The sequence below is a fragment of the Curtobacterium sp. NPDC088465 genome (assembly GCF_044753165.1).
In the GTDB taxonomy this organism is placed as follows: Bacteria; Actinomycetota; Actinomycetes; order Actinomycetales; family Microbacteriaceae; genus Curtobacterium.
The window spans coordinates 783512-804136 of record NZ_JBIVMR010000001.1; the positions used below are offsets into that span (position 1 = coordinate 783512).

General features: G+C 71.5%; 17 protein-coding genes. 6 read left to right on the forward strand and 11 right to left on the reverse strand.

The genetic code is table 11. The annotated features are described in order from the left end of the window. Positions 1-110 precede the first annotated feature (110 nt). The 7 genes from ACIP6W_RS03495 to ACIP6W_RS03525 form a co-directional block, all read right to left on the reverse strand. On the reverse strand, positions 111-1307 hold the full coding sequence (locus ACIP6W_RS03495; protein ID WP_374109565.1) for a glycoside hydrolase family 1 protein: 1197 nt from the start codon (positions 1305-1307) through the stop codon (positions 111-113). 8 nt (positions 1308-1315) lie between these two features. Then, complete coding sequence (locus ACIP6W_RS03500; RefSeq protein WP_251160508.1) at positions 1316-2203, reverse strand: alpha/beta fold hydrolase; 888 nt, start codon at positions 2201-2203, stop codon at positions 1316-1318. Next, entirely contained in the window at positions 2200-3963 is a 1764-nt protein-coding gene (locus ACIP6W_RS03505) for an ABC transporter ATP-binding protein (protein ID WP_251160509.1), read from the reverse strand. The genes ACIP6W_RS03500 and ACIP6W_RS03505 overlap by 4 nt, the downstream gene beginning before the upstream one ends. Next, the gene (locus ACIP6W_RS03510; protein ID WP_400428307.1) at positions 3960-4910 is read right to left on the reverse strand and encodes an ABC transporter permease; all 951 of its coding nucleotides are present in this window, start codon (positions 4908-4910) and stop codon (positions 3960-3962) included. Before ACIP6W_RS03510 ends, ACIP6W_RS03505 begins: the two co-directional genes overlap by 4 nt. Next, a complete protein-coding gene (locus tag ACIP6W_RS03515; RefSeq protein WP_066651916.1) occupies positions 4907-5887 on the reverse strand; it encodes an ABC transporter permease in 981 nt (326 codons plus the stop codon). Before ACIP6W_RS03515 ends, ACIP6W_RS03510 begins: the two co-directional genes overlap by 4 nt. Beyond that, positions 5884-7665 carry an ABC transporter substrate-binding protein gene (locus ACIP6W_RS03520; protein WP_400428309.1) on the reverse strand — a complete coding sequence of 594 codons (1782 nt, stop codon included), beginning with the start codon at positions 7663-7665 and terminating at the stop codon, positions 5884-5886. The genes ACIP6W_RS03515 and ACIP6W_RS03520 overlap by 4 nt, the downstream gene beginning before the upstream one ends. Positions 7666-7898: 233 nt before the next feature. Beyond that, complete coding sequence (locus tag ACIP6W_RS03525; RefSeq protein ID WP_209684160.1) at positions 7899-9002, reverse strand: LacI family DNA-binding transcriptional regulator; 1104 nt, start codon at positions 9000-9002, stop codon at positions 7899-7901. Positions 9003-9207: 205 nt separating this feature from the next. On the opposite strand from ACIP6W_RS03525, the gene ACIP6W_RS03530 reads away from it, so the two are divergent. Then, entirely contained in the window at positions 9208-9363 is a 156-nt protein-coding gene (locus ACIP6W_RS03530) for a hypothetical protein (RefSeq protein WP_158407723.1), read from the forward strand. 136 nt (positions 9364-9499) lie between these two features. On the opposite strand, the gene ACIP6W_RS03535 is transcribed toward ACIP6W_RS03530, so the two are convergent. Beyond that, positions 9500-10240 (reverse strand): GntR family transcriptional regulator, encoded by a 741-nt coding sequence (locus tag ACIP6W_RS03535; RefSeq protein WP_251154156.1) that lies wholly within the window; start codon positions 10238-10240, stop codon positions 9500-9502. Positions 10241-10317: 77 nt separating this feature from the next. On the opposite strand from ACIP6W_RS03535, the gene ACIP6W_RS03540 reads away from it, so the two are divergent. Next, entirely contained in the window at positions 10318-11538 is a 1221-nt protein-coding gene (locus ACIP6W_RS03540; RefSeq protein ID WP_400428312.1) for an MFS transporter, read from the forward strand. 171 nt (positions 11539-11709) lie between these two features. Here ACIP6W_RS03540 and ACIP6W_RS03545 read toward each other — a convergent pair whose 3' ends face one another. Together ACIP6W_RS03545 and ACIP6W_RS03550 are read right to left on the reverse strand one after the other, a co-directional pair. After that, positions 11710-12876, reverse strand: coding sequence for a Vms1/Ankzf1 family peptidyl-tRNA hydrolase (locus ACIP6W_RS03545; RefSeq protein ID WP_400428314.1), 1167 nt, complete (start codon positions 12874-12876; stop codon positions 11710-11712). Then, positions 12876-13151, reverse strand: a complete 276-nt coding sequence (locus ACIP6W_RS03550) for a hypothetical protein (protein WP_400428316.1) — start codon at positions 13149-13151, stop codon at positions 12876-12878. The genes ACIP6W_RS03545 and ACIP6W_RS03550 overlap by 1 nt, the downstream gene beginning before the upstream one ends. 370 nt (positions 13152-13521) lie before the next feature. On the opposite strand from ACIP6W_RS03550, the gene ACIP6W_RS03555 reads away from it, so the two are divergent. The 4 genes from ACIP6W_RS03555 to ACIP6W_RS03570 are packed head-to-tail and all read left to right on the forward strand — an operon-like array spanning position 13522 to position 19857. Next, positions 13522-14886, forward strand: a complete 1365-nt coding sequence (locus tag ACIP6W_RS03555) for an ABC transporter substrate-binding protein (RefSeq protein ID WP_251160513.1) — start codon at positions 13522-13524, stop codon at positions 14884-14886. Beyond that, positions 14883-15866, forward strand: coding sequence for a carbohydrate ABC transporter permease (locus tag ACIP6W_RS03560; protein ID WP_400428319.1), 984 nt, complete (start codon positions 14883-14885; stop codon positions 15864-15866). The genes ACIP6W_RS03555 and ACIP6W_RS03560 overlap by 4 nt, the downstream gene beginning before the upstream one ends. After that, positions 15863-16798: a carbohydrate ABC transporter permease gene (locus tag ACIP6W_RS03565; RefSeq protein ID WP_400428321.1), complete on the forward strand. Its 936-nt coding sequence runs from the start codon at positions 15863-15865 to the stop codon at positions 16796-16798. Before ACIP6W_RS03560 ends, ACIP6W_RS03565 begins: the two co-directional genes overlap by 4 nt. 2 nt (positions 16799-16800) lie before the next feature. Beyond that, the gene (locus ACIP6W_RS03570) at positions 16801-19857 is read left to right on the forward strand and encodes a glycoside hydrolase family 2 TIM barrel-domain containing protein (protein ID WP_400428877.1); all 3057 of its coding nucleotides are present in this window, start codon (positions 16801-16803) and stop codon (positions 19855-19857) included. A 237-nt stretch (positions 19858-20094) separates the two neighbouring features. Here the strand turns inward: ACIP6W_RS03570 and ACIP6W_RS03575 are convergent, their stop codons facing one another. After that, positions 20095-20520 carry a DUF3151 domain-containing protein gene (locus ACIP6W_RS03575; protein ID WP_209676372.1) on the reverse strand — a complete coding sequence of 142 codons (426 nt, stop codon included), beginning with the start codon at positions 20518-20520 and terminating at the stop codon, positions 20095-20097. Positions 20521-20625: the final 105 nt, after the last annotated feature.

Here is a 20625-nt window from a genome sequence, read left to right on the forward strand (position 1 = left end):
CCCCGCCGCCCCCGGGCGCCCCGCGGCCCCGCGCCCCGCGGGGCCCCCGGGGGGGGGGGGGGGGCGGGGGCCCCGCGGCCCCCCCGCCTCCAGTCCGTCAGGGGATCGCGTCAGTCGCGACGGGTCTCGAGCGCGTTCGCCTGCGCGACCTTCCCGTACCAACGGGCCGAGTCCTTCGGCGTGCGCGCGAAGGTCTCGCGGTCCCAGGCGACGAGCCCGAAGGTCGGGCGGTAGCCGGAGGCCCACTCGTAGTTGTCGAGGAGGGACCAGTGCTGGTAGCCGAGGACCTCGATGCCGTCCTCGATGCAGCGGTGGATGCCCTCGAGCGCGCCCTGCGTGTAGGCGACCCGGCGGGAGTCGTCGGCGGTGGCGATGCCGTTCTCGGTGATCATCAGCGGCACGTGGCCGGAGAGCTCCCACGCGCTGCGGAGCCCGTCGGCCGACGCCTCCGGCCAGAACTCCCACCCGGTGAGGGTCGTCTCCACGTCGTTCGACACGGGCAGCGGCCCGTCCGGCCCGATGAAGGTACGGGTGTACGCCTGCACGCCGAGGAAGTCGTCGCCGGCGGCCTGCTCGAGGTACCAGTCGTCACGCGGGTAGCCGTACTCGCGGAGCATCTCCTCGGAGCCGGGCTCGCCGTTCGCGCGGAACGCCTGCGTGGCGATGGTCCAGCCGGACTGGAGCCCGGCGACCTGGGACAGGACCTCGCGGGACCGCTTGTGCGACGCGAGCAGCTGGTCCGCCACGTGCAGGTCCGGGTTCGGCAGGCCGTAGGCGACCAGGTTGGCGGCGTCCTCTCCCCCGGCGAGCATCGCGGCGATGTTCGGCTCGTTGATCGTGCAGACGTAGCGGACGCCGTCCTGCACGACCGGCAGCGCGGCCTCGGTGTAGCGGGCGAACAGGTCGGCCGCGTCGTCGGCGCGCCAGAAGCCGTCGCGCTCGAACCAGCGCGGCACGGTGAAGTGCATGAGGGTGACGATCGGCTCGATGCCGGCCTCGTGGCACGCCTCGACCATGCGGCGGTAGTGGTCGACCTCGGCGCGGGAGACGTGACCGCGCTCGGGCTCGATGCGTGCCCACTCGATGCTGAACCGGTAGGAGTTCAGGCCGAGGTCGGCGGCGATGCGGATGTCCTCGCGGTAGCGGTGGTAGCTGTCCGCGGCGTCGCCGGAGGGTTCGACGATGGTGGTGTCGGGCTCGTGCTCGTGCACCCACCAGTTGCTGTTGACGTTGTTGCCCTCGATCTGGTGGGCGGCGGTGGCGGCACCCCAGAGGAAGCCGTCGGGGAACTGCAGCGTGGTGATGATGGTGCCTTTCAGGTGCGAGCCGGCGCGTGCCGGCCGAGGAAGTCGTCGAAGAGCGCGATGGTCGCGGTCGGGTTCTCGACGTGGGGGCCGTGGTAGCTCGTGGGGACGACCTCGTAGCGGGCGCCGGTGTCCTCGGCCATCTGCTGCTGCCACGGGATCGGCCAGGCGCCGTCCCACTCGCCGTGCGCCACGAGGACCGGCAGCCCGGTCGCGCGGAGTTCGGCGGACGAGTCGGTGTGATCCTCGAGGATGTGCCCGCCGGCGACGACGCTCAGCGGGCTCGTGGCGTCGAAGCGGTCGCGGACCATCCGGGCGTCGTCGGGGAGTTCCTCGTCGGGTCGGTACGCCCAGAGCGGGTTCGTCGCGTCGAACAGCTGGCGGAGGTTGCCGCCGGTGTCGTGCAGGATCGTCAGCTCCGTGACCTTGCGGTAGGGCCAGCCGTAGGGGCCGGAGCAGAACTGCACGAGGGACCGGAACGACTGCGGCGAGGCGATGGCGGCCTCGCGGGCGATCACGCCGCCGAGCGAGTGCCCGATCAGGTGCACGGGCGCGCCGTCGTCGAGCAGGGCTGCGACCCGGACGACGTCGGCGGCCTCCTCGTCGAGGGAGTAGTCCGATGGACTCCCTGGCGCGGCCGAGTCCGCCTGGCCGCGGCGGCTGATCGCGACCGCGGTCCAGCCGGCCTCGCGCAGGAGCGGCATGAAGGTGCGCCAGTCCTCCTTCGAACCGGTGTACCCGGGGACGACGAGCACGACGCCCTTCGACGGTCCGGACGGGACCACCCGGTAGGCGGTCAGCCGTCCGACCGGCAGGTCGATGCCGACGACGTCGACGCCCTCGGGCGTGGGGAGGTGCCCGAAGGCCGGGACGGACGGGAACTCGTGCACCGTGGTCATGCGAGCAGTGTCCGCCGCGGGTTGGGCACCGCGTCCAGCAGCGCGACCGTGTAGTCGTCCTGCGGGTGCTGCAGCACGTCGGCCGTCCGGCCCCGCTCGACCACCGCGCCGTCGTGCAGCACCATGATGTCGTCGGTGATGAGCCGCGCGCTCAGCAGGTCGTGCGTGATGTAGAGGAGCGAGACACCCCACTGCTCCCGCAGGTCCTCGAGCAGCGCGAGCACGCCGGCGCGCAGCGTCACGTCGAGCATCGAGACGGGCTCGTCGGCGATGATCACCTGCGGGTCGCTCGCGAGCGCCCGGGCGATGACGACGCGCTGCCGCTGCCCGCCGGAGAGCTGGTGCGGGAGCTTCTGCGCGAACTGCTCGACGGGGGTCAGGCCCACGGTCTCGAGGATCTCGAGCATCCGGCGCCGGGCATCCCGCCCGCGGAGCCCGGTGTAGTTCGCGATCGGCCGGGACAGGATGTACTCCACCGTGTGCAGCGGGTTGAGCGCCGCGTACGGGTCCTGGAACACCATCTGCACCTCGGAGCGCAGGTCCTTGAGCCCCCGCCGCCCGAGCTTCGCCACGTCCGTGTCGCCGAAGCGCACCGTGCCCGAGGTCGGCTGCTCGACGCCGGTGAGCATCTTCGCGATGGTCGACTTGCCCGAGCCGGACTGGCCGACCAGGGCGAGCGACTGCCCGGGTTCGAGGGTGAACGACACGTCGCGGACCGCCTGCACGGGCTGCTCACCGCGGCGGGGCGCCGGGTACGTCTTCACGAGGTGGTCGACGACGATCGGGTTCTTCGCGGCACTGCGCTCACGCGACCCGACGGTGGCGAACGACGAGGTCGTCTCCTGACGGGAGACCGACCGCTGCGACCGATCGGGGAAGCCCGGCAGCGACACGACCTCCGCGCGCGGATCGGCGTAGTGCGACAGGAGCATCTTCGTGTAGTCGTCCTGCGGGTCGCGGAGGACCTCGAGCGACCGGCCGTCCTCGACGATCCGCCCCTCGTGCATGACGAGCACGCGCTCGGTGGCCTCGAGCACGATGCCGAGGTCGTGGCTGATGAGGATCGCCGTGAACCCCTCGGACCGCTGCAGCTCGATGATCGTGTCCATCACCGCGTGCTGCACGAGGACGTCGAGGGCCGTGGTCGGCTCGTCGAACACCATGAGCTGCGGCTCGAGCGACAGCGCGAGGGCGATCGACACGCGCTGCCGCATGCCGCCGGAGAGCTCGCCGGGGTACCGCGCGAGCATCGTCTCGGGCAGCTTCACCTTGCCGATGAGCTCCCGCATCCGGGCGTCCCAGCGCTCGCGCGGCACGTGGCCGTGGGCCTTGAAGACGTCGATGAAGTGGTTGCGGATCGTGCGCACCGGGTTGAGCGCGTTCATGCCGGACTGCAGCACCATCGCGAAGCCGCCCTGGCGCTGCTGCCGGAGTGCCTCGTCGTCGAGGTCACGGATGTCCGCCCCGCCGAAGACGATGCTGCCGCCGTTGGTGCGCGCCGGCGGCTTCTGCAGCCGGGTCAGCGCGTAGCCGAGGGTCGACTTGCCCGAGCCGGACTCGCCGACCAGGCCGACGAACTCGCCCTTGCGCAGCTGGAAGGAGACGTGGTCGACGGCCTGGACGGCCGTCTGGCCGGCCGACTCGTAGACGACGGACAGGTCGCGGACGTCGAGCAGGACCTCGGCCTGGGTGCCGTCGGACGGGAGGCGCGTGGCGGTGCCGCCACGGGCCTCCAGGCCGTCGCTGGTTGCGCCGCTCATGCGGTGACCTCCTTGCGCTTGCGGCGCGCGCCCTCGCGCAGCCGCGGGTTGGACACGGCGTCGACGCCGAAGTTGATGAGGGTGAGGCTCATCGCCAGCAGGGCGATGCAGAGACCGGGGGCGAACAGCAGGATCCACTGGCCGGTGAGCAGTGCGTTCGAGTTCTGCGCCCAGTAGAGGATCGTGCCCCAGCTGACGATCGACGAGTCGCCGAGTCCGAGGAACTCCAGACCGGCCTCGGCGAGGATCGCGCTGGTCGCCGCGCCGAAGAAGCTGCCGACGATCAGGCTCGTCATGTTCGGCAGGATCTCGCGGAACACGATGCGCGTCGCACCGTCACCGGAGAACTGCGCCGCGGTGACGAAGTCGCGGCTGCGCAGGGACTGCGTCTGGCTGCGCAGGACGCGCGCACCCCAGGCCCAGCCGGTGACGACGATCACGGCGATGATCACCGCGATGCCGCCGTTCTGCAGGTAGGCCGCGATGACGATCATGAGCGGCAGGCCCGGGATGACGAGGAACAGGTTCACGATGAACCCGATGACCTCGGCGACCCAGCCGCGGATGTAGCCCCAGCTCAGGCCGATCGCGACGGCGACGAGCGTGGACAGGAGGCCCGCGACCGCGCCGACGAGCACGGAGACCCGGGCGCCGTAGATCAGTTGGGAGAGGACGTCCTCGCCGGCGGCGGTGGTACCCATCCAGTGCGCCCAGCTGGCGTCGGCATTCCGCGCGAAGCCGTTCTGACTGCCGCCGTAGGGGGCGAGGAGCGGGGCGAACAGGGCGATGAGGACGAAGGTGCCGAGGATGCACAGGCCGATGCGGGCCTTCGTGTTGCTCCAGACGACGCCGATCTGTCGTCCTGCTGATCGGAGCTTGGAGGGGGCCTGCTGGTCGTCGTGCGTGCGGACGGCGACCGTGGTTTCTTGTGCTTTCGTCGTGGTCATCGGCGCGTCCTCGGGTCCAGGACGCCGTACAGGACGTCCACGATGAAGTTGGCGATGAGCACCGACACGGTGATCATCAGGAAGAGGGCCTGCATGAGCGGGTAGTCCTGCCCGATCACGGCGTTGAAGAGCAGGTAGCCGATGCCCGGGTAGCCGAACACCTGCTCGACCAGCACCGAGCCGCCGACCACGCCACCGAGCGCCAGGCCGAAGCCGGTCAGGTTCGGCAGGATCGCGTTGCGCGCGGCGTACCGGACGGCGACCGTGCGACCGCGGAGGCCGTTGGCCTCGGCGAAGGTGACGTAGTCGTCACCGAGGGTGTTGATCATCGCGTTGCGCATGCCGATGATCCAGCCGCCGAGGCTCGTCACGAGGATCGTCACGGCCGGCAGGACCGCGTGCCGCAGGACGTCGCCGATGTAGGTGCCGTTCCAGCCCGGGACGCTCGTCGCGGACGACGCCCCGGTGGTCGGGAACCAGTGCAGGACGTAGCCGAGGAAGAACAGCAGCAGGAGCGCCGTCCAGAAGTACGGGAACGTCGACATGAAGCTGCCGGACAGGGTCGGGAGCGAGTCGAGCCACGTGCCGCGCTTCCACGCCGCAGCGACACCGATCAGCGTGCCGATGACGAACGCCAGGACCGTCACCGTGCCGACGAGCACGAGCGTGTACGGCAGTGCGCGGCCGACCAGGTCACCGACCGGCTGCGGGTAGAACGTGTAGCTCGTGCCGAAGTCGAGGGTGACGACCTGGTGCAGGTAGCTGACGTACTGGTCCCAGAGGTTGCCGCTGGGGACGCCGAGCTGGGCCTCGATGGCCTTCTTCGTGGCGTCGGTGACCGGACCGTTCTGGCTGAGCTTCGCGAGCGCGGCGTCGGACGGGCTGCCCGGCATGAGGCGCGGGAGCACGAAGTTCAGCGTGACCGCGGCCCAGAGGGTGAGGACGAAGAGGACGAGTTTCTGGAGGATGTACTTCACTTGCCCGCCTCCTTCTGCTGCGTCTTCTGCTCTTCGAGGATCTGCTTGCCTGCTGCGCTGTCGCGGAGCCGGAGCTTCGTGAAGATGAGCAGCGGGGCGGAGTCGTAGTTCTGCGGTGCCATGTACGGGTCCTCGGCGCTCGGCCAGCCGACGAACTTGCCGGTGTTGAACAGGCCCCAGAGCCCGCCGTAGTACATGCCGATCACGGGCAGGTCGTCGTACACGATGGCCTGCAGCTGGTCCAGGATCCGCTGCTGCTCGGCGCGGTCGGTCGTACCGCGGTACTCGTCGAGGAGCTTCTGGGTGTCCGCGTTCCTGTACCGCTCGAAGTTGTTCACCGTCGACTTGCCGACCGGCTGGTAGAAGTCGCTCGACAGCAGCGAGTTGTAGGCCTGGAAGACGTCGCCGTTCCCCATGCCGCCCATCGCCATGTCGAACTTGCCGTTGTTGATGTTCTGCTGGTAGCCGGCGGGCTGCGGTGCCTGGATCTGCACCTTCACGCCGATCTTCCCGAGGTCACGCTGCACCTGCTGTGCGGCACGGAGCCAGTCCGAGTAGCCGTTCGCGGTCATGAGGTTGATCTCGAGCTGCTTGCCGTCCTTGACGAGCTTGCCGCCCTGCTGCTCGTAGCCGGACTTCGCGAACTCGGCGAGGGCACGGTCGGTGTCCTGCGTGATCATCCCCTTGTCCGGGATCGACGGGTCGAGGTACTGCTCCTGGTTCGGCAGGATCAGGCCGGTCTGGCCCGCGGCGCTGAGGTTGCCCTCGGAGGCGGTCTCGGCGATGCCGTCGCGGTCGAGCGCGTAGGAGATGCCCTTGCGCACGTTGACGTCGTTGTACGGCGCCTTCGTCAGGTTCGGGATGAGACCGATCACGCCGCCGGCGGGGAACCACCACTGGTTCGTGTCGGACGCGGCCCCCCACGTGCCCTTGACGTCCGAGATGAACGAGTACGCCCAGTCGTAGCCGCGCGTGACGGTGTCGAGCTGCGTGTTCGTCGCGGGGAGCACGAGGTGCTCGATTGCGATCTTGTCCGCCTGCCAGTACGTCGGGTTCTTGTCCATCGAGTACTGCTGGTCGGAGTAGTTGCCCAGGACGAACGGACCGGTGCCGACCGGGTTCGGGTCACGCCAGGTGACCGGGTCCTTCACCTTCCCGTAGTGGTGCTCGGGGAGGATGTAGGTCGCGCCGATGATGTTGAGGCTCGGGACGTCCTCGCCGTTGAGGTGGAAGACCAGGTGGTCGCCGTCCCGCTCGATGCGGTCGATGTGCTGCCAGGCACCCTTGACGTCCATCGCCGGGAACTTCTTGAGCAGGTCGAACGTGAAGAGGACGTCCTCGGGGGTGAACGGCGTGCCGTCGGACCACTCGACGCCCTTGCGGATCGTCATGTCGATCGTCCGCGCGTCGGGCAGCTCCCACGAGCTCGCGAGCCACGGGGTGCCCTTGCCGTCGAGCGGGTTGATCTCGATGAGCGGCTCGTACATCCACTTGCTCGCGGTGCGGGCGTTCGGGATGTACGGGTTGAAGTTGCGGTCGAACAGTGGGTTGCCACGGTCCGCGTTGATGAGCATCGTGTCCTTGCCGATGCTCGGGTCCGGCTGGGAGCGGACCTGGATGCTGCAGCCGGTGGCCACGAGGGCCACGACCGCGAGTCCGGCGATGGCGGCGGCGATGCGGCCGCGCCGGCGGGCGGGGGTGTGCGGCGCCGGTGGCGTCCGCCGTCCGTCCGGGCGCGGGTCGCGGTGCCCGCGCGTGCGCTGTGGGGGAAGCGTCATTGCTCGGTCGACCTCCGTGTCGAGTGGGTGCTCCGCCCAATGTATGCGCTTACATCGCGCTCCGCAACTGCGGTCCCTTCTGGTGGTCGCCACGACCGAGGGCCGTCCACGAGCGTTCCGGTCGCACGACATGCCGCCCGTTCGCCGTACAGACGGCAAGTCGTGCGACCGGAGCGGCAGTCGGCGGCATGTCGTGCGACCTGAGCCAGGGCCAGATCCCGACCCGGCGACGCCTACATCGAGGGCGGGCAGCTCTCGCGCAGCAGCACCTCGACCGGCAGCCGCACAGCGCGCGGGGGCCCGTCGCGCCGCTCGAACCGGTCGACGATCGCCCGGACGGCCGCACGACCGAGCTCCCCCATCGGCTGGTGCACCGTCGTCAGGGGCGGCGTCGAGAAGCGCCCGGCGTCGATGCCGTCGAAGCCGGTCACCACGACGTCCTCGGGGACGCGCAGCCCCCGCGCCCCGGCGGCGTCGAGCACGCCGAGCGCGGACTGGTCGTTCGAGCAGATCACCCCGCGGGGGACGTCGACTCCGTCGAACAGGGCCGACGCGAGCTCACGAGCCCGTGCGCGCCCGAAGTCGCCGTGCACCACCCGCACGTCGGACGCCGCCAGGTCGTTGTCGGCGAGCGCCTGGCGGAAGCCCGCCGAACGCTCGATGTCGTCCGGAGAGTCGATCGGCCCCGCCAGGTACGCCAGCGAGCGGATCCCGAGCCGACCGATCACGTGCGAGGCGAGCGTGCGCATGCCCGCGGCGTTGTCGACGCTCACCGAGTCGAAGCCGTGCGAGCGCCGGTCGTCCGCGAGCACCACGACCGGGATGCGCCGGGCGACGTGCTCGAGCAGGTCGTCGGGCACCGTCTGCGCGAGCACCGCGAGGCCGTCGACCCGACCCGCGACGTCGTTCACGATGACGTCCCGCGAGGACCCGCGCCCGGCCGCCACCATCAGGGCGAGCCCCCGCTGCCACGCTTCGGTCTCGGCACCGCGCAGGACCTCGTCGAAGTACAGGTTCGACGAGAACGGTTGCGTGACGTGGCGTCGGTCGTCGACCACCCGGACGCCACCGTCCGTGACGAGGTCGGGTCGCTCGTCCGGGACGACGTCGAACCCGGGCAGCAGCAGGCCGACCACGCCGGTCCGCTTGCCGGCCAGGGCGCGTGCGTTGCCGGACGGCACGTAGCCGAGGCTCCGGATCGCCGCCTGCACGCGGTCGCGGGTGCCCTCACGGACGGCGTCCGGCGTGCGGAGCACGCGGGAGACGGTGGCGATGGACACGCCGGCCTGGGACGCGACGTCGTAGACCGTGGGAGGTGCGGTGCGCTGCGCGCTCATGCCGTGCCTCCCGTCCGACGTCCACCCGGCCGCAGCACCGGTGCGCGGCCGCACCATCCTAGGCACGGGCCCGGCTCCGACTCCTCCACAGGCCGGCCGACACCCTTGCGCTCCGCGGAGGGGCGGGCGCAGACTGTTGCGACCTCAGAACGTCCCGTGAGGAAGCGCACCACGACGGTGCCCACGCACACAGGAGGAACTCTCGATGTCCCAGCAGACGCGGTCCGGCAGCAAGCACGCCATCCGACTCACCACCGACGAGGCCGAGGTGCGCGACGCGCTCCTCGACCACACCGAGCACGGCGCGACGCTGTCCGCCCAGGAGATCGACGGGTCCGAGGAACCCACGACCAGGGCCTGACCAGCCGGGAGGCACGGGTCGGGTCCGCCTCGTCGGTCCGGCCGGTGCCTCCCGGCCGGTGCGCCCCGGTGCCTGTTGGCCGGTGCGCCCGGGTGGCGAGTGCGGCCGGTCGCTCCTGACCGGTGCGCCTGGGTGGTCAGTGCGCCTGGGTGGTTGCCGGGTCGCCGTCGCCGAGCAGCTCCGGGCTGCCGACGATCGCCATGCCGGCACCGCGCAGGCGCCGTCGCTCCTGCGCGATGAACGCGAGCAGGCGGTCGTTGGTCCCCGCGACGTGCGCCGCCAGCAGCTCGGCCGCGCGGTCGGCCTCGCCGGCACGGACGGCCTCGAGGATCGCACTGTGCTCGTCCCACGCGGCCTCGCGCGCCTCGGCGGTGCGGACCTCGATCCACCGCGTCCGCTCGAGCCGGGTGAGGGCGTCGGCGATCGCGTCGGTGACGAAGCGGTTGCCCCCGAGCGCAGCGAGGTCCAGGTGGAACGTCGAGCCCATGCGGATCCCGGCCTCGCGGTCGGGTGTGCTGCGGAGCTGGTCGAGGTGCGCACGGACCTCGTCGAGCTGCTCGGCGGAGGCACGCTCGACGGCGAGACGCGCCGCGGCGGGTTCGAGCACGCCGCGGAGCTCGGCGAGCGACGCGATCTCGTCGAGGTCGATCGGGGTGACCGTCCACGACCGCCCCTCGTGGAGGATGAGCCCCTCGCGCTCGAGCCGTGACAGCGCAGCGCGCACGGGGGTCCGCGAGGCATGGAAGCGTCCCTCGAGTCCGCGCTCCGAGATCCGCTCTCCGGGGGCGATGTCGAGGGTCAGGATCGCCGCGCGCAGGTTGTCGTAGAGCTGGCTCGTCTGCGAGACGGGCGCGGCAGTCTCGGTCGTCTCGGTCACGGCGGACCAGCGTAGTGCAGATCGACGCGTGTTGGTATACCGTCCTGGTACACCAACCGCTCCCCGATCGAGACGACGTGCCCGCGCAGACCACCACCGCCGCTCCGCCCGTCGTCCCCGCCAGGGCGTGGACCGTGCTCGCGCTCGGCGTCGCGGCACAGGCCGCCGGGACCCTCGTCGTCTCCGCCCCGGCGCTGCTCATCCCGCACCTGCTGGCGCAGGGGATGCCCTTCGCGTCGGCGGGACTGTTCGCGGCCGCCCCGACGATCGGCCTCGTCCTCACCCTCATCGCCTGGGGCGCGGTGACCGACCGCGTCGGCGAACGGGTGGTGATCGCCGGCGGACTCGCGCTGACCACCCTGACCGTCGTTGCGGCGTGGGTCACGGCGGGCGACCCACTGCTGCTCGGGGTCGCGTTCCTGGCGGCGGGCATGACGAGTGCCTCGACGAACGCGGCGAGCGGACGGGTCGTGGTCGGGTGGTTCCCGAGGGAGCGCCGCGGTCTCGCGATGGGCATCCGGCAGATGTCGCAGCCGCTCGGCGTGACGCTCGCTGCCGTGACGGTGCCGCTGCTGACCGAGACGCACGGTGTCCGGACCGCACTCGTGCTGCCGTTCGTGCTGTGCGCGGTGCTCACCGTGCTCTGCGCCGTCGGCATCGTCGATCCCCCACGGCCTCGGCAGGCCCGGGCAGCGGCGGCGACCGCGACGATCGACGCGGGCCCCGCGAACCCGTACCGGGCGTCCGGGTTCCTGTGGCGGGTGCACCTCGTGTCGGTGCTGCTCGTCGTGCCGCAGTTCACGCTCTCGACGTACGGGCTGGTCTGGCTGGTGGGCCTCGGGTGGTCGACGCCTGCGGCCGGACTGCTGGTCGGCGCCTCGCAGTTCGTGGGGGCCGTCGGGCGCATCCTGGTCGGCGCCTGGAGCGACCGCGTCGCTTCCCGGGTCGGGCCGTTGCGCGTCGTCGCGGTGGCCGCAGCGGCCGTCATGGGCGCACTCGCGCTCGTCGACGTGTCGCACTGGGCGCCCGCGGCGGTGTTCCTCGTCATCGCCACGAGCGTCACCGTGGCGGACAACGGCCTCGCCTACACGTCGGTGGCCGAGGCGGCGGGGCCCTCGTGGTCGGGCCGGGCGCTCGGTGCGCAGAACACGGGGCAGTTCCTGGCGGCGAGCGCCGTCGGCCCCGGTGTCGGTGCACTCGTCGGGGTGCTCGGCTTCGCGGCGTCGTTCGCGATCGTGGCCGCGCTGCCCCTGCTCGCGCTGCTGGTCGTCCCGCGCGACGACGTCTCCCACGACTGACGCCCAGCACCGCCCCCGGGCAGCTCGACGCCCGGCACGCGACCCGGAGGAGCCTCGCCCGCAACACGCAACGTCGGCGGTTGCTCGCAGGGGTGTACTGCTGCGAGCAACCGCCGACGTTGCGTCCCGCGGAAGGGGCGTCCGTGCGAGGGGCCTCCGCGGCGGACGGGGTCAGGCAGGGACGGCGGGACCGACCGGCCAGCGCAGGAGCGCGGACGCGGGGGCACCGCTCGGCAGCGACGCCGCGTTCACCAGGACGAGTTCGGCGTCGGTCAGGACGACTGCCCGGACGAGTGCGCACACCGCCGGAACCTGCCCCAGCACCGACGCCCCCGCGGCCTGCCCGGGAGCGGTGGCGACCCAGGGTGCGGCATCGAGCGCGTACAGCGTCCGGTCCCCGAGCGCACCGGCGTCGAGCGTGACGACGGCTGCCTGGGCCTGCTGCAGCGCGGACACGACGGCACCGATCCCGCTGACGCTCTCGTTGTCCCCGCGGCCCTCGTGCGTGCGGAGCAGGTCCTGCACGTCGTGCCGCCGCGACGCCAGGACGCGGGCGAGGGCGAGGTCGACGTGCTGCACGAGCGCCTTCTCGGAGGCGTCGTCGGCGCGCGGGTCGACCGCGACCTCGGTGACCAGCGCCCGGGTCGACGTCGAGAGCTCGCCACGCAGGAGTTCGCGGGCACGGATGTCCCCGGCGAGCACGATCAGCCGGGGCGCGGTCGCCCGGACGGTCTCCTCGATCGCGGCCGCGACCTCGCCGGCGGTCTGCTTCCAGATCTCCTCGGCGTGCTGGTGCCAGTGCGGCTGCTTCCACCCGGCACCGGACTTCGCCTTGTGCAGCGTGTCGGTCCGGCCCTGCACGCGCTGCTCGTCCTCGGCGGCGCCGGTGGGGGCGTGCCCGAGTCGGTAGCTGCGGAAGCCGCCGCCCTCACGTCCGACGGTGACGACGAGGAACGGCAGGTCGAAGGGCCGGTGGGCGAGCAGGGGCAGCAGGTCGGGGACGGCGCCGGTACCGATCGACTCCTGGCCGTGCAGGTGCCCGGGCAGCACCTCGCTGAGCACGAGCTCGTCGTCGCGGACGAGCACGTACCGGGCGACGGGTGCGGGCACGCCGGGCTGTTCGACGAGCTCCTCCTCGATGATCTGTGCGGCACGCTCGGAGCAGCCCTGCCCCGCGAGCGCATCGGAGACGGTCCGACGCTGGAGCGCGGCGATGCGGCGCGGGTCCTCGCGGTTGCCCGACGCGTCGACGTAGGCCCACGTCCAGGTGCCCGGCGTCTGGAGCGCCTGGACGATCTCGGGCTGCAGGGCGCTGGTCTCGCGGGTGGTCTGGGCCATCAGCGCTCGCCCTCCTCGTCGGTCTCGGTCGTGAAGACGGCGTCCGATCCCCCGCCGACGCCCGACCCGTCGTCCTGCAACGACCCCTCGAGCTCGCCGTCGTACCCGGAGGCCGTCACCGTCTCGGCGGCGTCGGTGTCGTCGGGCACCGGTTCGGACTGCCGGAACTCCTCGACGTGTGCGTTGCTGCCGTGCCCCTGGACGATGCTCTGCGCCTCGTGCGCGAGCTGGTCGTCGAGCTCGGGTCCGTGCGTGCTGTTGCCGCGATCGGTCATCGCCTGCCCCTTTGCGTCGGTGCCGCCGACGTCGCTGTCGGGCCGCCTGCGGCTTCGGTGTTGTGCGTGCTGACCACGGTGCGCGCTCGGCGCTGACCACGTTCGGAGGTCGGAGCGAACACGCAGCCAGCGCGGGACGGGGCGCCGACGGCTCGCTCCGAGGCTCGCGTGAGCGGACGGATTCGCGTCGCCGCGACCGCGAACGTGTCCGCGGAACCGAGTCTCGCGCCGTCGCGCGCCGCCGCGCTCGCCGGAGGCACCGGGCCACGGTTCGGTCACGACGTTCTGTGGATACTTCAGGAATGCACAGCCTCGCTCGGTTTTGTGCTTTGCTGGCTCCGACCCCGCTCAACGACGAACCGGAGCCGTGATGACACCCATCCCATCGAGAACCGTCCTGTCACGACGGAACCTGCTCGGACTCGGACTCGGAACAGCTGCGGCGGGGTTGCTCGCCGGGTGCGCCGTCCCGGGATCGACGAACGTCAACAAGGCTGCGCTGGTCCCCGCGGCCGCCGGTGGCGAGACCGTCCAGATCACCTACTGGGCGTGGCTCAAGGACCTCCAGAAGGTCTGCGACGTCTGGAACGCGAAGAACCCGCGCATCCAGGTCACCGCGAACTGGATCCCCGGGGGCAACGCGGGCGGGTACCAGAAGATGTACTCCGCGCTCGCGGCCGGCGGCGGTCCGGACATCGGGCAGGTCGAGTTCCGGCAGATCCCGGAGTTCATGCTCGCGAACGGCCTGGTCGACCTCGCCCGGTACGGCGCGAAGGACGTGCAGTCGAAGTACGACGAGGCCGCGTGGTCGCAGGTCGAGTTCGTCGACGGCGTCTACGGCATCCCGCAGGACACCGGCCCGATGGGCTTCTACTACCAGACCGCGATCCTCGAGCAGGCCGGCGGTCAGCCCCCGACGACGTGGGACGAGTGGCGCGACCTGGCCGACAAGGTGCGCGGCACGGGCAACGGCAACTACCTCGAGGTGTTCCCGGTCGCCGACGCCTCGCCCTTCGCCGCGTACGCGCAGCAGGCGGGCGCGCGCTGGTTCCGGACCGACGGCGACGCCTGGGTCGTCGACATGACCGACGACAAGACGATGATGGTCGCCGAGTTCTTCGACGGGGTCATCGACGACAAGTTGGTCGACACGAGTGCCGGGGCGTACTCCCCGGGCTGGTACGCCGCCGCCGCGAGCGGCAAGATCGCCGCGGTCACGAGCGCGAGCTGGGGCGACGCCCTCATCCAGTCCGTGCAGGGCGGCGAGGGCAAGTGGAAGGTCGCCCCCATGCAGACGTGGGGCGACACCGGCTACGGATCGAGCTCGATCGGCGGCTCGACGGCCGCCGTGCTGGCGAACGCGAAGCACCCGGCGGAAGCGCTCGAGTTCATCACGTGGATGACGACCTCGAAGGAGGGCGTCGACGCGATGATCAAGTACTGCGGCATCGGGTGGTCCCCGGCGAAGGACTACATCGGCAAGGCGCGCCAGCAGCCGTCCGAGTGGTTCTCCGGGCAGAACTACAACGAGGAGGTCTTCGTCCCCTCGGCCCAGGAGCAGAACCTGGAGTGGTCGTGGTCGCCCGTGACCCAGTCGGCCTTCACCAGCCTGCAGAACCAGTTCCGCCGCAAGCTCACCGGTGGGCTGAAGCTCACGGACGCGGTCGAGCTCGCCCAGCGGGAGATCGTCCAGTCCTTCAAGGACAAGGGCCTCAGCGTCAGGACCGCACGATGACCGCCACCCAGCCGGGATCCGGCTTCCGCACGAGCACCAAGGCCACGAGCGCCCAGAAGCGCGCCCCGTGGATCCTGCTCGCCCCGTTCCTCGCCCTGTTCGTGCTGACGTTCATCATCCCGATCATCAGCGCGCTCTTCCAGAGCTTCACCACCGTCGACCGCGAGGGCCTGTTCGGCGAGGACGGCGTCACCGGCCGCTTCGCCGGCTTCGACAACTACGTCACCGCGCTGAACGACGCCGGGTTCGTCGGCTCGATCTGGCGCATGCTCCTGTTCGGCATCGTGCAGGTGCCGGTGATGATCGTCCTCTGCACGATCCTCGCGCTGCTGCTCGAGTCGGCGAGCGCCCGCTGGCCCGCCTTCTTCCGCGCGGTCTACTTCATGCCGTACGGCGTCCCCGGCGTCATCGCGACGATCCTCTGGTCGTTCCTCTACGTGCCCGGCCTGTCGCCGATCGTGTCGCTGCTGCAGTCGGTGGGGCTGCAGCCGGACTTCCTCGGCGCGAACAGCGTGCTGTGGTCGATCGCGAACATCGTCACGTGGACCTACACGGGCTACAACATGCTCATCATCGTGGCGCAGCTCAAGTCGATCCCCGGCGAGGTCTACGAGGCCGCGAAGATGGACGGCGCCGGCCCCTTCCAGGTCGCGTGGCGGATCCAGATCCCGCTCATCGCCCCGGCCCTGGTGCTCACGACGGTCTTCTCGATCATCGGCACGCTGCAGCTCTTCGCCGAGCCGCAGATCCTGTCGACGGTCGCGCCCGCCATCGACACCGAGTACACGCCGAACTACGCCGCGTACACGAACGCCTTCGCGTTCAACGAGTACGGCGTCGCGAGCGCGCAGGCCGTGATCATCGCGCTGGCCGCGTTCATCCTGTCGTTCGCGTTCCTCGCGCTGACGAACCGCGCGCCGAAGAACGAGCGCGACCAGAAGAAGCGGGCCAAGCGCGACGGCCTGGAGGCGGAAGCATGACCAGCGAAGCCATCGAGGCGCCAGTCACCAAGGAGGCGGCCGAGCCCGTCGACACCACGTCGATCACGGCGCACCAGCGCCGCAAGCTCGACCGCTCCCCCCGCTCGCAGATCGTGGTGACGGCCATCCTGGTCATCGTCGCGGTCTACTTCCTCGTGCCGCTGTACTGGGTCGTCATCGCGGCGACGAAGACCACCGGCGCCCTGTTCGCGACGAACGGGTTCTGGTTCGGCGGCAAGTTCGCGCTGTTCAGCAACATCCAGCAGGTGTTCTCGTACGACGGCGGCATCTTCGTCCGCTGGATCGCGAACAGCGTCCTGTACTCCGGCGTCGGCGCGGTCCTGGCGACCTACTTCGCCGCGGCCGGCGGGTACGCGCTCGCGAAGTACGAGTTCCGCGGGCGGCAGCTGGTGTTCGGCACGATCCTCGGCGGTGTGCTCGTGCCGGGGACCGCGACGGCGCTGCCCCTGTTCCTGCTCTTCTCGACGATGGGCCTGACCGACACGTACTGGAGCGTGCTCATCCCGAGCCTCGTCTCCCCGTTCGGGCTGTTCCTCTGCCGGGTGTACGCCGCCGCCTCGGTCGACACGGCGCTCCTCGAGCAGGCCCGCATCGACGGTGCCGGCGAGCTGCGGATCTTCCACACGATCGTGCTGCGCCAGATGACCCCGGCGCTCGTGACCGTGTTCCTGTTCCAGGTCGTCGGCATCTGGAACAACTTCTTCCTGCCGCTCATCATGCTGGCAGACCAGAAGCTCTACCCGATCACACTGGGACTCAACAACTGGCGGGCACAGGTCGATCGTCTGCCAGAGTTCTACCAGCTCACCACCGGCGGCGTGCTCGTCTCGGTGATCCCGCTGGTGATCGCGATCATCGTCCTGCAGCGCTTCTGGCGCGGGGGCCTCACGGAAGGATCGGTCAAGGGTTGACCATCGCTGCTCACTCGTCCTCCACCAGCACCACGCCCGATGCGCTCGACGCGCTCGCCTCGACGGCACCGGGCTCGGACACCCGGCTCGCGCCGCGGGCCTGGTTGCACACCGACGCCCCGTCCCTGTCGCTCGACGGGGACTGGGACTTCCGGTGGTCGCCGGTCGCGGACGTCCCGCTCCCGGGGGTGGAGGACGGGTGGGGCAGCCTCCCCGTGCCGTCGCACTGGGTCCTGCACGGGCACGGCGCGCCGAGCTACACGAACCTGCAGTACCCGTTCCCGATCGATCCGCCGCACCCGCCGGAGGAGAACCCGACCGGCGACCACCGCCGCACGTTCGAGGTCCCCGCGTCCTTCGACGCCGCGGCCCGGGTGCTGCTGCGCTTCGACGGTGTCGAGTCGCACTTCCGGGTGTGGCTGAACGGGTCCCTCGTGGGCTGGTCGACCGGATCCCGACTCGCGACCGAGTTCGACGTGACCTCGCTGCTCGTGCCGGGGTCGAACGAGCTGCTCGTCCGGGTGCACCAGTGGTCGGCCGCCTCGTACCTCGAAGACCAGGACCAGTGGTGGCTGCCCGGCATCTTCCGCAGCGTCACCCTGCTCGCCCGACCGACCGCGCCGATCGACGACGTGTTCGTGCGCGCCGGCTGGACCGCCACGCTCGGCAACGCCGCCACGGCCGGTACGGCTGCCTCCGGACGGCCGGAGACCGGCACGGGGACGATCACGTTCCCGACCCTCGATGCCGCGTTCCCGGTGCGCTTCCGGGTGCCCGACCTCGGTGTCGACGTGACGTGGGCCTCGGCCGACGAGGTCGCGCCGATCACCCTCGAGGGCGTCGAGCCGTGGAGCGCCGAGGTCCCGAAGCTGTACGACGCGACCGTCTCCACCGGCACGGACGCCGGCGGCCGCGCGGGCGGCGAGACCGTCGCGCTGCGCCTCGGCTTCCGCACCGTGTCGATCGTCGGCGACCGGTTCCTGGTGAACGGCGAGCGCGTGGTGTTCCACGGGGTGAACCGGCACGAGACCCACCCCGTGCGCGGCCGCGTCTTCGACGAGGAGCACGCCCGCGCGGACATGGCGCTCATGAAGCGGAACAACGTCAACGCGATCCGCACCTCGCACTACCCGCCGCACCCCCGTGTGCTCGACCTGGCGGACGAGCTCGGGTTCTGGGTGGTCCTGGAGTGCGACCTCGAGACCCACGGCTTCCTCTTCACCGACTGGGTCGGGAACCCCTCGGACGACCCGGCCTGGCGCGAGGCGTACCTGGACCGCATCGCCCGGACGGTCGAGCGCGACAAGAACCACGCGTCGATCGTCATGTGGTCGCTCGGCAACGAGTCCGGCACCGGCCGGAACCTCGCCGCGATGTCGCAGTGGGTGCACGACCGCGACGACGAGCGCCCGGTGCACTACGAGGGCGACTACACCGGCGCCTACACCGACGTGTACTCGCGGATGTACCCGACGCTGCAGGAGACCGAGTCGATCGGCGGCGGCCCGGAGACCCCGCTGCTCGGGTGCGGTCCGGCCGAGGCCGCGCGGCAGCGGACGAAGCCGTTCCTGCACTGCGAGTACGTCCACGCGATGGGCAACGGACCCGGCCAGATCCAGGAGTACGAGGACCTGGTCGACAAGTACCCGCGACTGCACGGCGGCTTCGTGTGGGAGTGGCGGGACCACGGGCTCCTCGCCCGCACCGCCGACGGCCAGGACTACTACGCCTACGGCGGCGACTTCGGCGAGGTCGTGCACGACGGCAACTTCGTGATGGACGGCCTCGTGCTGCCCGACGACTCCCCGACGCCGGGGCTGGCGGAGTTCGCGGCCGTCGTGGCCCCGATCCGGTTCTCGCTGTCGGACACCACCGTGCTCGTCGAGAACCGGTACCACTCCGCATCGACCGCAGGACTGCGCTTCCGGTGGACCCTGTCGCGGAACGGGGTCGAGGAGGCCAGCGGCCGCTTCACCCCCGGCGTCGTCGCGGCCCGGCAGTCGGCCACGGTCCCGGTGCCCGACGAGGTGCTCGCGGCAGCCGCGGACTCCAGGTCCCTGGACCCCGGCGACGAGCTGTGGATCGACGTGACGGCGGAGCTGGCGGGGCCGACCGCGTGGGCGGACACCGGCCACGTCGTCGCACGCACGCAGCGGCTCGTGGCGAGCCGCGCGGCGGACGTGCCCCGGGCCTCCCGACAGGGATGGGACGGCGACCGTCTCGGCGAGGGGACCTTCACCGCCCGCGGTGACCTGGTGTCCTGGAAGGGGCACGAGGTCGCCGGGCCGCGGCTCGAGCTGTGGCGCGCACCGACGGACAACGACAGCCTGGCCTCGCAGGGCGGGTACGAGACGGCCGACCCGGTGCTGACGAAGGGCGTCGGCGACCCCACCGCTCCCGCATCGGCGGTCCGGTGGCGCGAACGCGGGCTCGACCGGTTGACGCACCGGCTCGTGTCGGTGTCGCGGACTGACCACGGCCTCGAGCAGCGCGTCCGTGTGGCGGCGGCGAACAGCGGGTGGGGCGTCGACGTCACGCACCGCTGGACCCTGACCGACGACGGACTGCTGCTGCAGACCGACGCGGTGCCGTTCGGGGCGTGGGACGTCACCTGGCCGCGGATCGGCGTGCGGTTCGACCTGCCGGCGTCGCTGCTCGACGGCGATGCCTCGTGGTTCGGGACCGGACCGGCGGAGTCGTACGCGGACTCGTCGCGTGCTGCTCGGGTCGGCCGGTTCAGTGCGCCGGCGCGGGCGCTGACCGTGGACTACTCGATGCCGCAGGAGACCGGACACCGGCCGGGGCTGCGGACGCTGTCGGTCGGGCCGTTCACGGTGTCGACCGTCGGGGCGCACCGGGCGGGCTTCACGCTCTCGCAGTGGACCGCGCAGGAGCTCGGGCGTGCGATGCACCCGTACGAGCTGCCGACGCCGGAGCACGCGTACCTGTACCTCGACGCGGCGCAGCACGGGCTGGGGTCGCGGGCCTGCGGGCTCGACGTGCTCCCGGAGCACCAGCTGTGGCCGCAGGCGTTCTCGTGGAGCGTGGTGCTCGGGTAGGGGCGGCGCCGCTGCGGCGCCGACGCGCCGACGCGCCGACGCGCCGCGGCACACCGTGGCGCGCCTTGCTCGCGCACAACCGGAAGCACCTCGCGCCACGGGTTCCCGTGGCGCGAGGTGCTTCCGGTTGTGCGGCGGCGTCGCGCCGACACCGCGGTGCGCGGTGCGCGGCGCCGCGCGGTCGGACTGCATCCGCAGCGGGCGGCAGCCGCGCAGCGGCGCCGCCACGGCCGCCCGCTACTCCCCCGCGGTGAGGGCGCGGAGCGCCTCGGGGTCCGACGCGTCGAGGAACTCCGTCAGGCGCTCGGGCTCGCCCGGCTCCTCGATCGCGGACGCCGCGCGGCGCAGGGCGAACAGCGCGCGGAGCACGCCACGGTTCGGCTCGTGCGACCACGGCACCGGCCCGGCACCGCGCCACCCCGCCTTCCGCAGGGCGTCGAGACCGCGGTGGTACCCGACGCGGGCGTAGGCGTAGGACTCGAGGGTCGCGCCGCGCGCCCAGGCCTCGTCGGCGAGGAGCGCCCACGCCAGGCTCGAGGACGGGTGCGACACGACGACGCTCGACACCGGGGCGTCGGCAGCGAGCGCGGCGGTCACCTCGGGCTCCTCCGGCAGCAGGGTCGCGGGGTTCGCGGTCGGGTTCGGCAGCAGGTTCTCCGGCATGCCCCCCAGCCTGTCACCTCTTGCCGAGGAGCGGCGTCCGCCCTACGGTGGGTGACACCTCGTCGTCACGCGGGGACGCCGGGGCGGGAGACCGACCGGCAGCAC

Coding starts and splice junctions, on each gene's coding strand:
- ACIP6W_RS03500 (WP_251160508.1), bottom strand. CDS start 2,203: ATGACCACGGTGCACGAGTTCCCGTCCGTCCCGGCCTTCGGGCACCTC.
- ACIP6W_RS03505 (WP_251160509.1), bottom strand. CDS start 3,963: ATGAGCGGCGCAACCAGCGACGGCCTGGAGGCCCGTGGCGGCACCGCC.
- ACIP6W_RS03510 (WP_400428307.1), bottom strand. CDS start 4,910: ATGACCACGACGAAAGCACAAGAAACCACGGTCGCCGTCCGCACGCAC.
- ACIP6W_RS03520 (WP_400428309.1), bottom strand. CDS start 7,665: ATGACGCTTCCCCCACAGCGCACGCGCGGGCACCGCGACCCGCGCCCG.
- ACIP6W_RS03525 (WP_209684160.1), bottom strand. CDS start 9,002: ATGAGCGCGCAGCGCACCGCACCTCCCACGGTCTACGACGTCGCGTCC.
- ACIP6W_RS03530 (WP_158407723.1), top strand. CDS start 9,208: ATGTCCCAGCAGACGCGGTCCGGCAGCAAGCACGCCATCCGACTCACC.
- ACIP6W_RS03545 (WP_400428314.1), bottom strand. CDS start 12,876: ATGGCCCAGACCACCCGCGAGACCAGCGCCCTGCAGCCCGAGATCGTC.
- ACIP6W_RS03550 (WP_400428316.1), bottom strand. CDS start 13,151: ATGACCGATCGCGGCAACAGCACGCACGGACCCGAGCTCGACGACCAG.
- ACIP6W_RS03555 (WP_251160513.1), top strand. CDS start 13,522: ATGACACCCATCCCATCGAGAACCGTCCTGTCACGACGGAACCTGCTC.
- ACIP6W_RS03560 (WP_400428319.1), top strand. CDS start 14,883: ATGACCGCCACCCAGCCGGGATCCGGCTTCCGCACGAGCACCAAGGCC.
- ACIP6W_RS03565 (WP_400428321.1), top strand. CDS start 15,863: ATGACCAGCGAAGCCATCGAGGCGCCAGTCACCAAGGAGGCGGCCGAG.
- ACIP6W_RS03575 (WP_209676372.1), bottom strand. CDS start 20,520: ATGCCGGAGAACCTGCTGCCGAACCCGACCGCGAACCCCGCGACCCTG.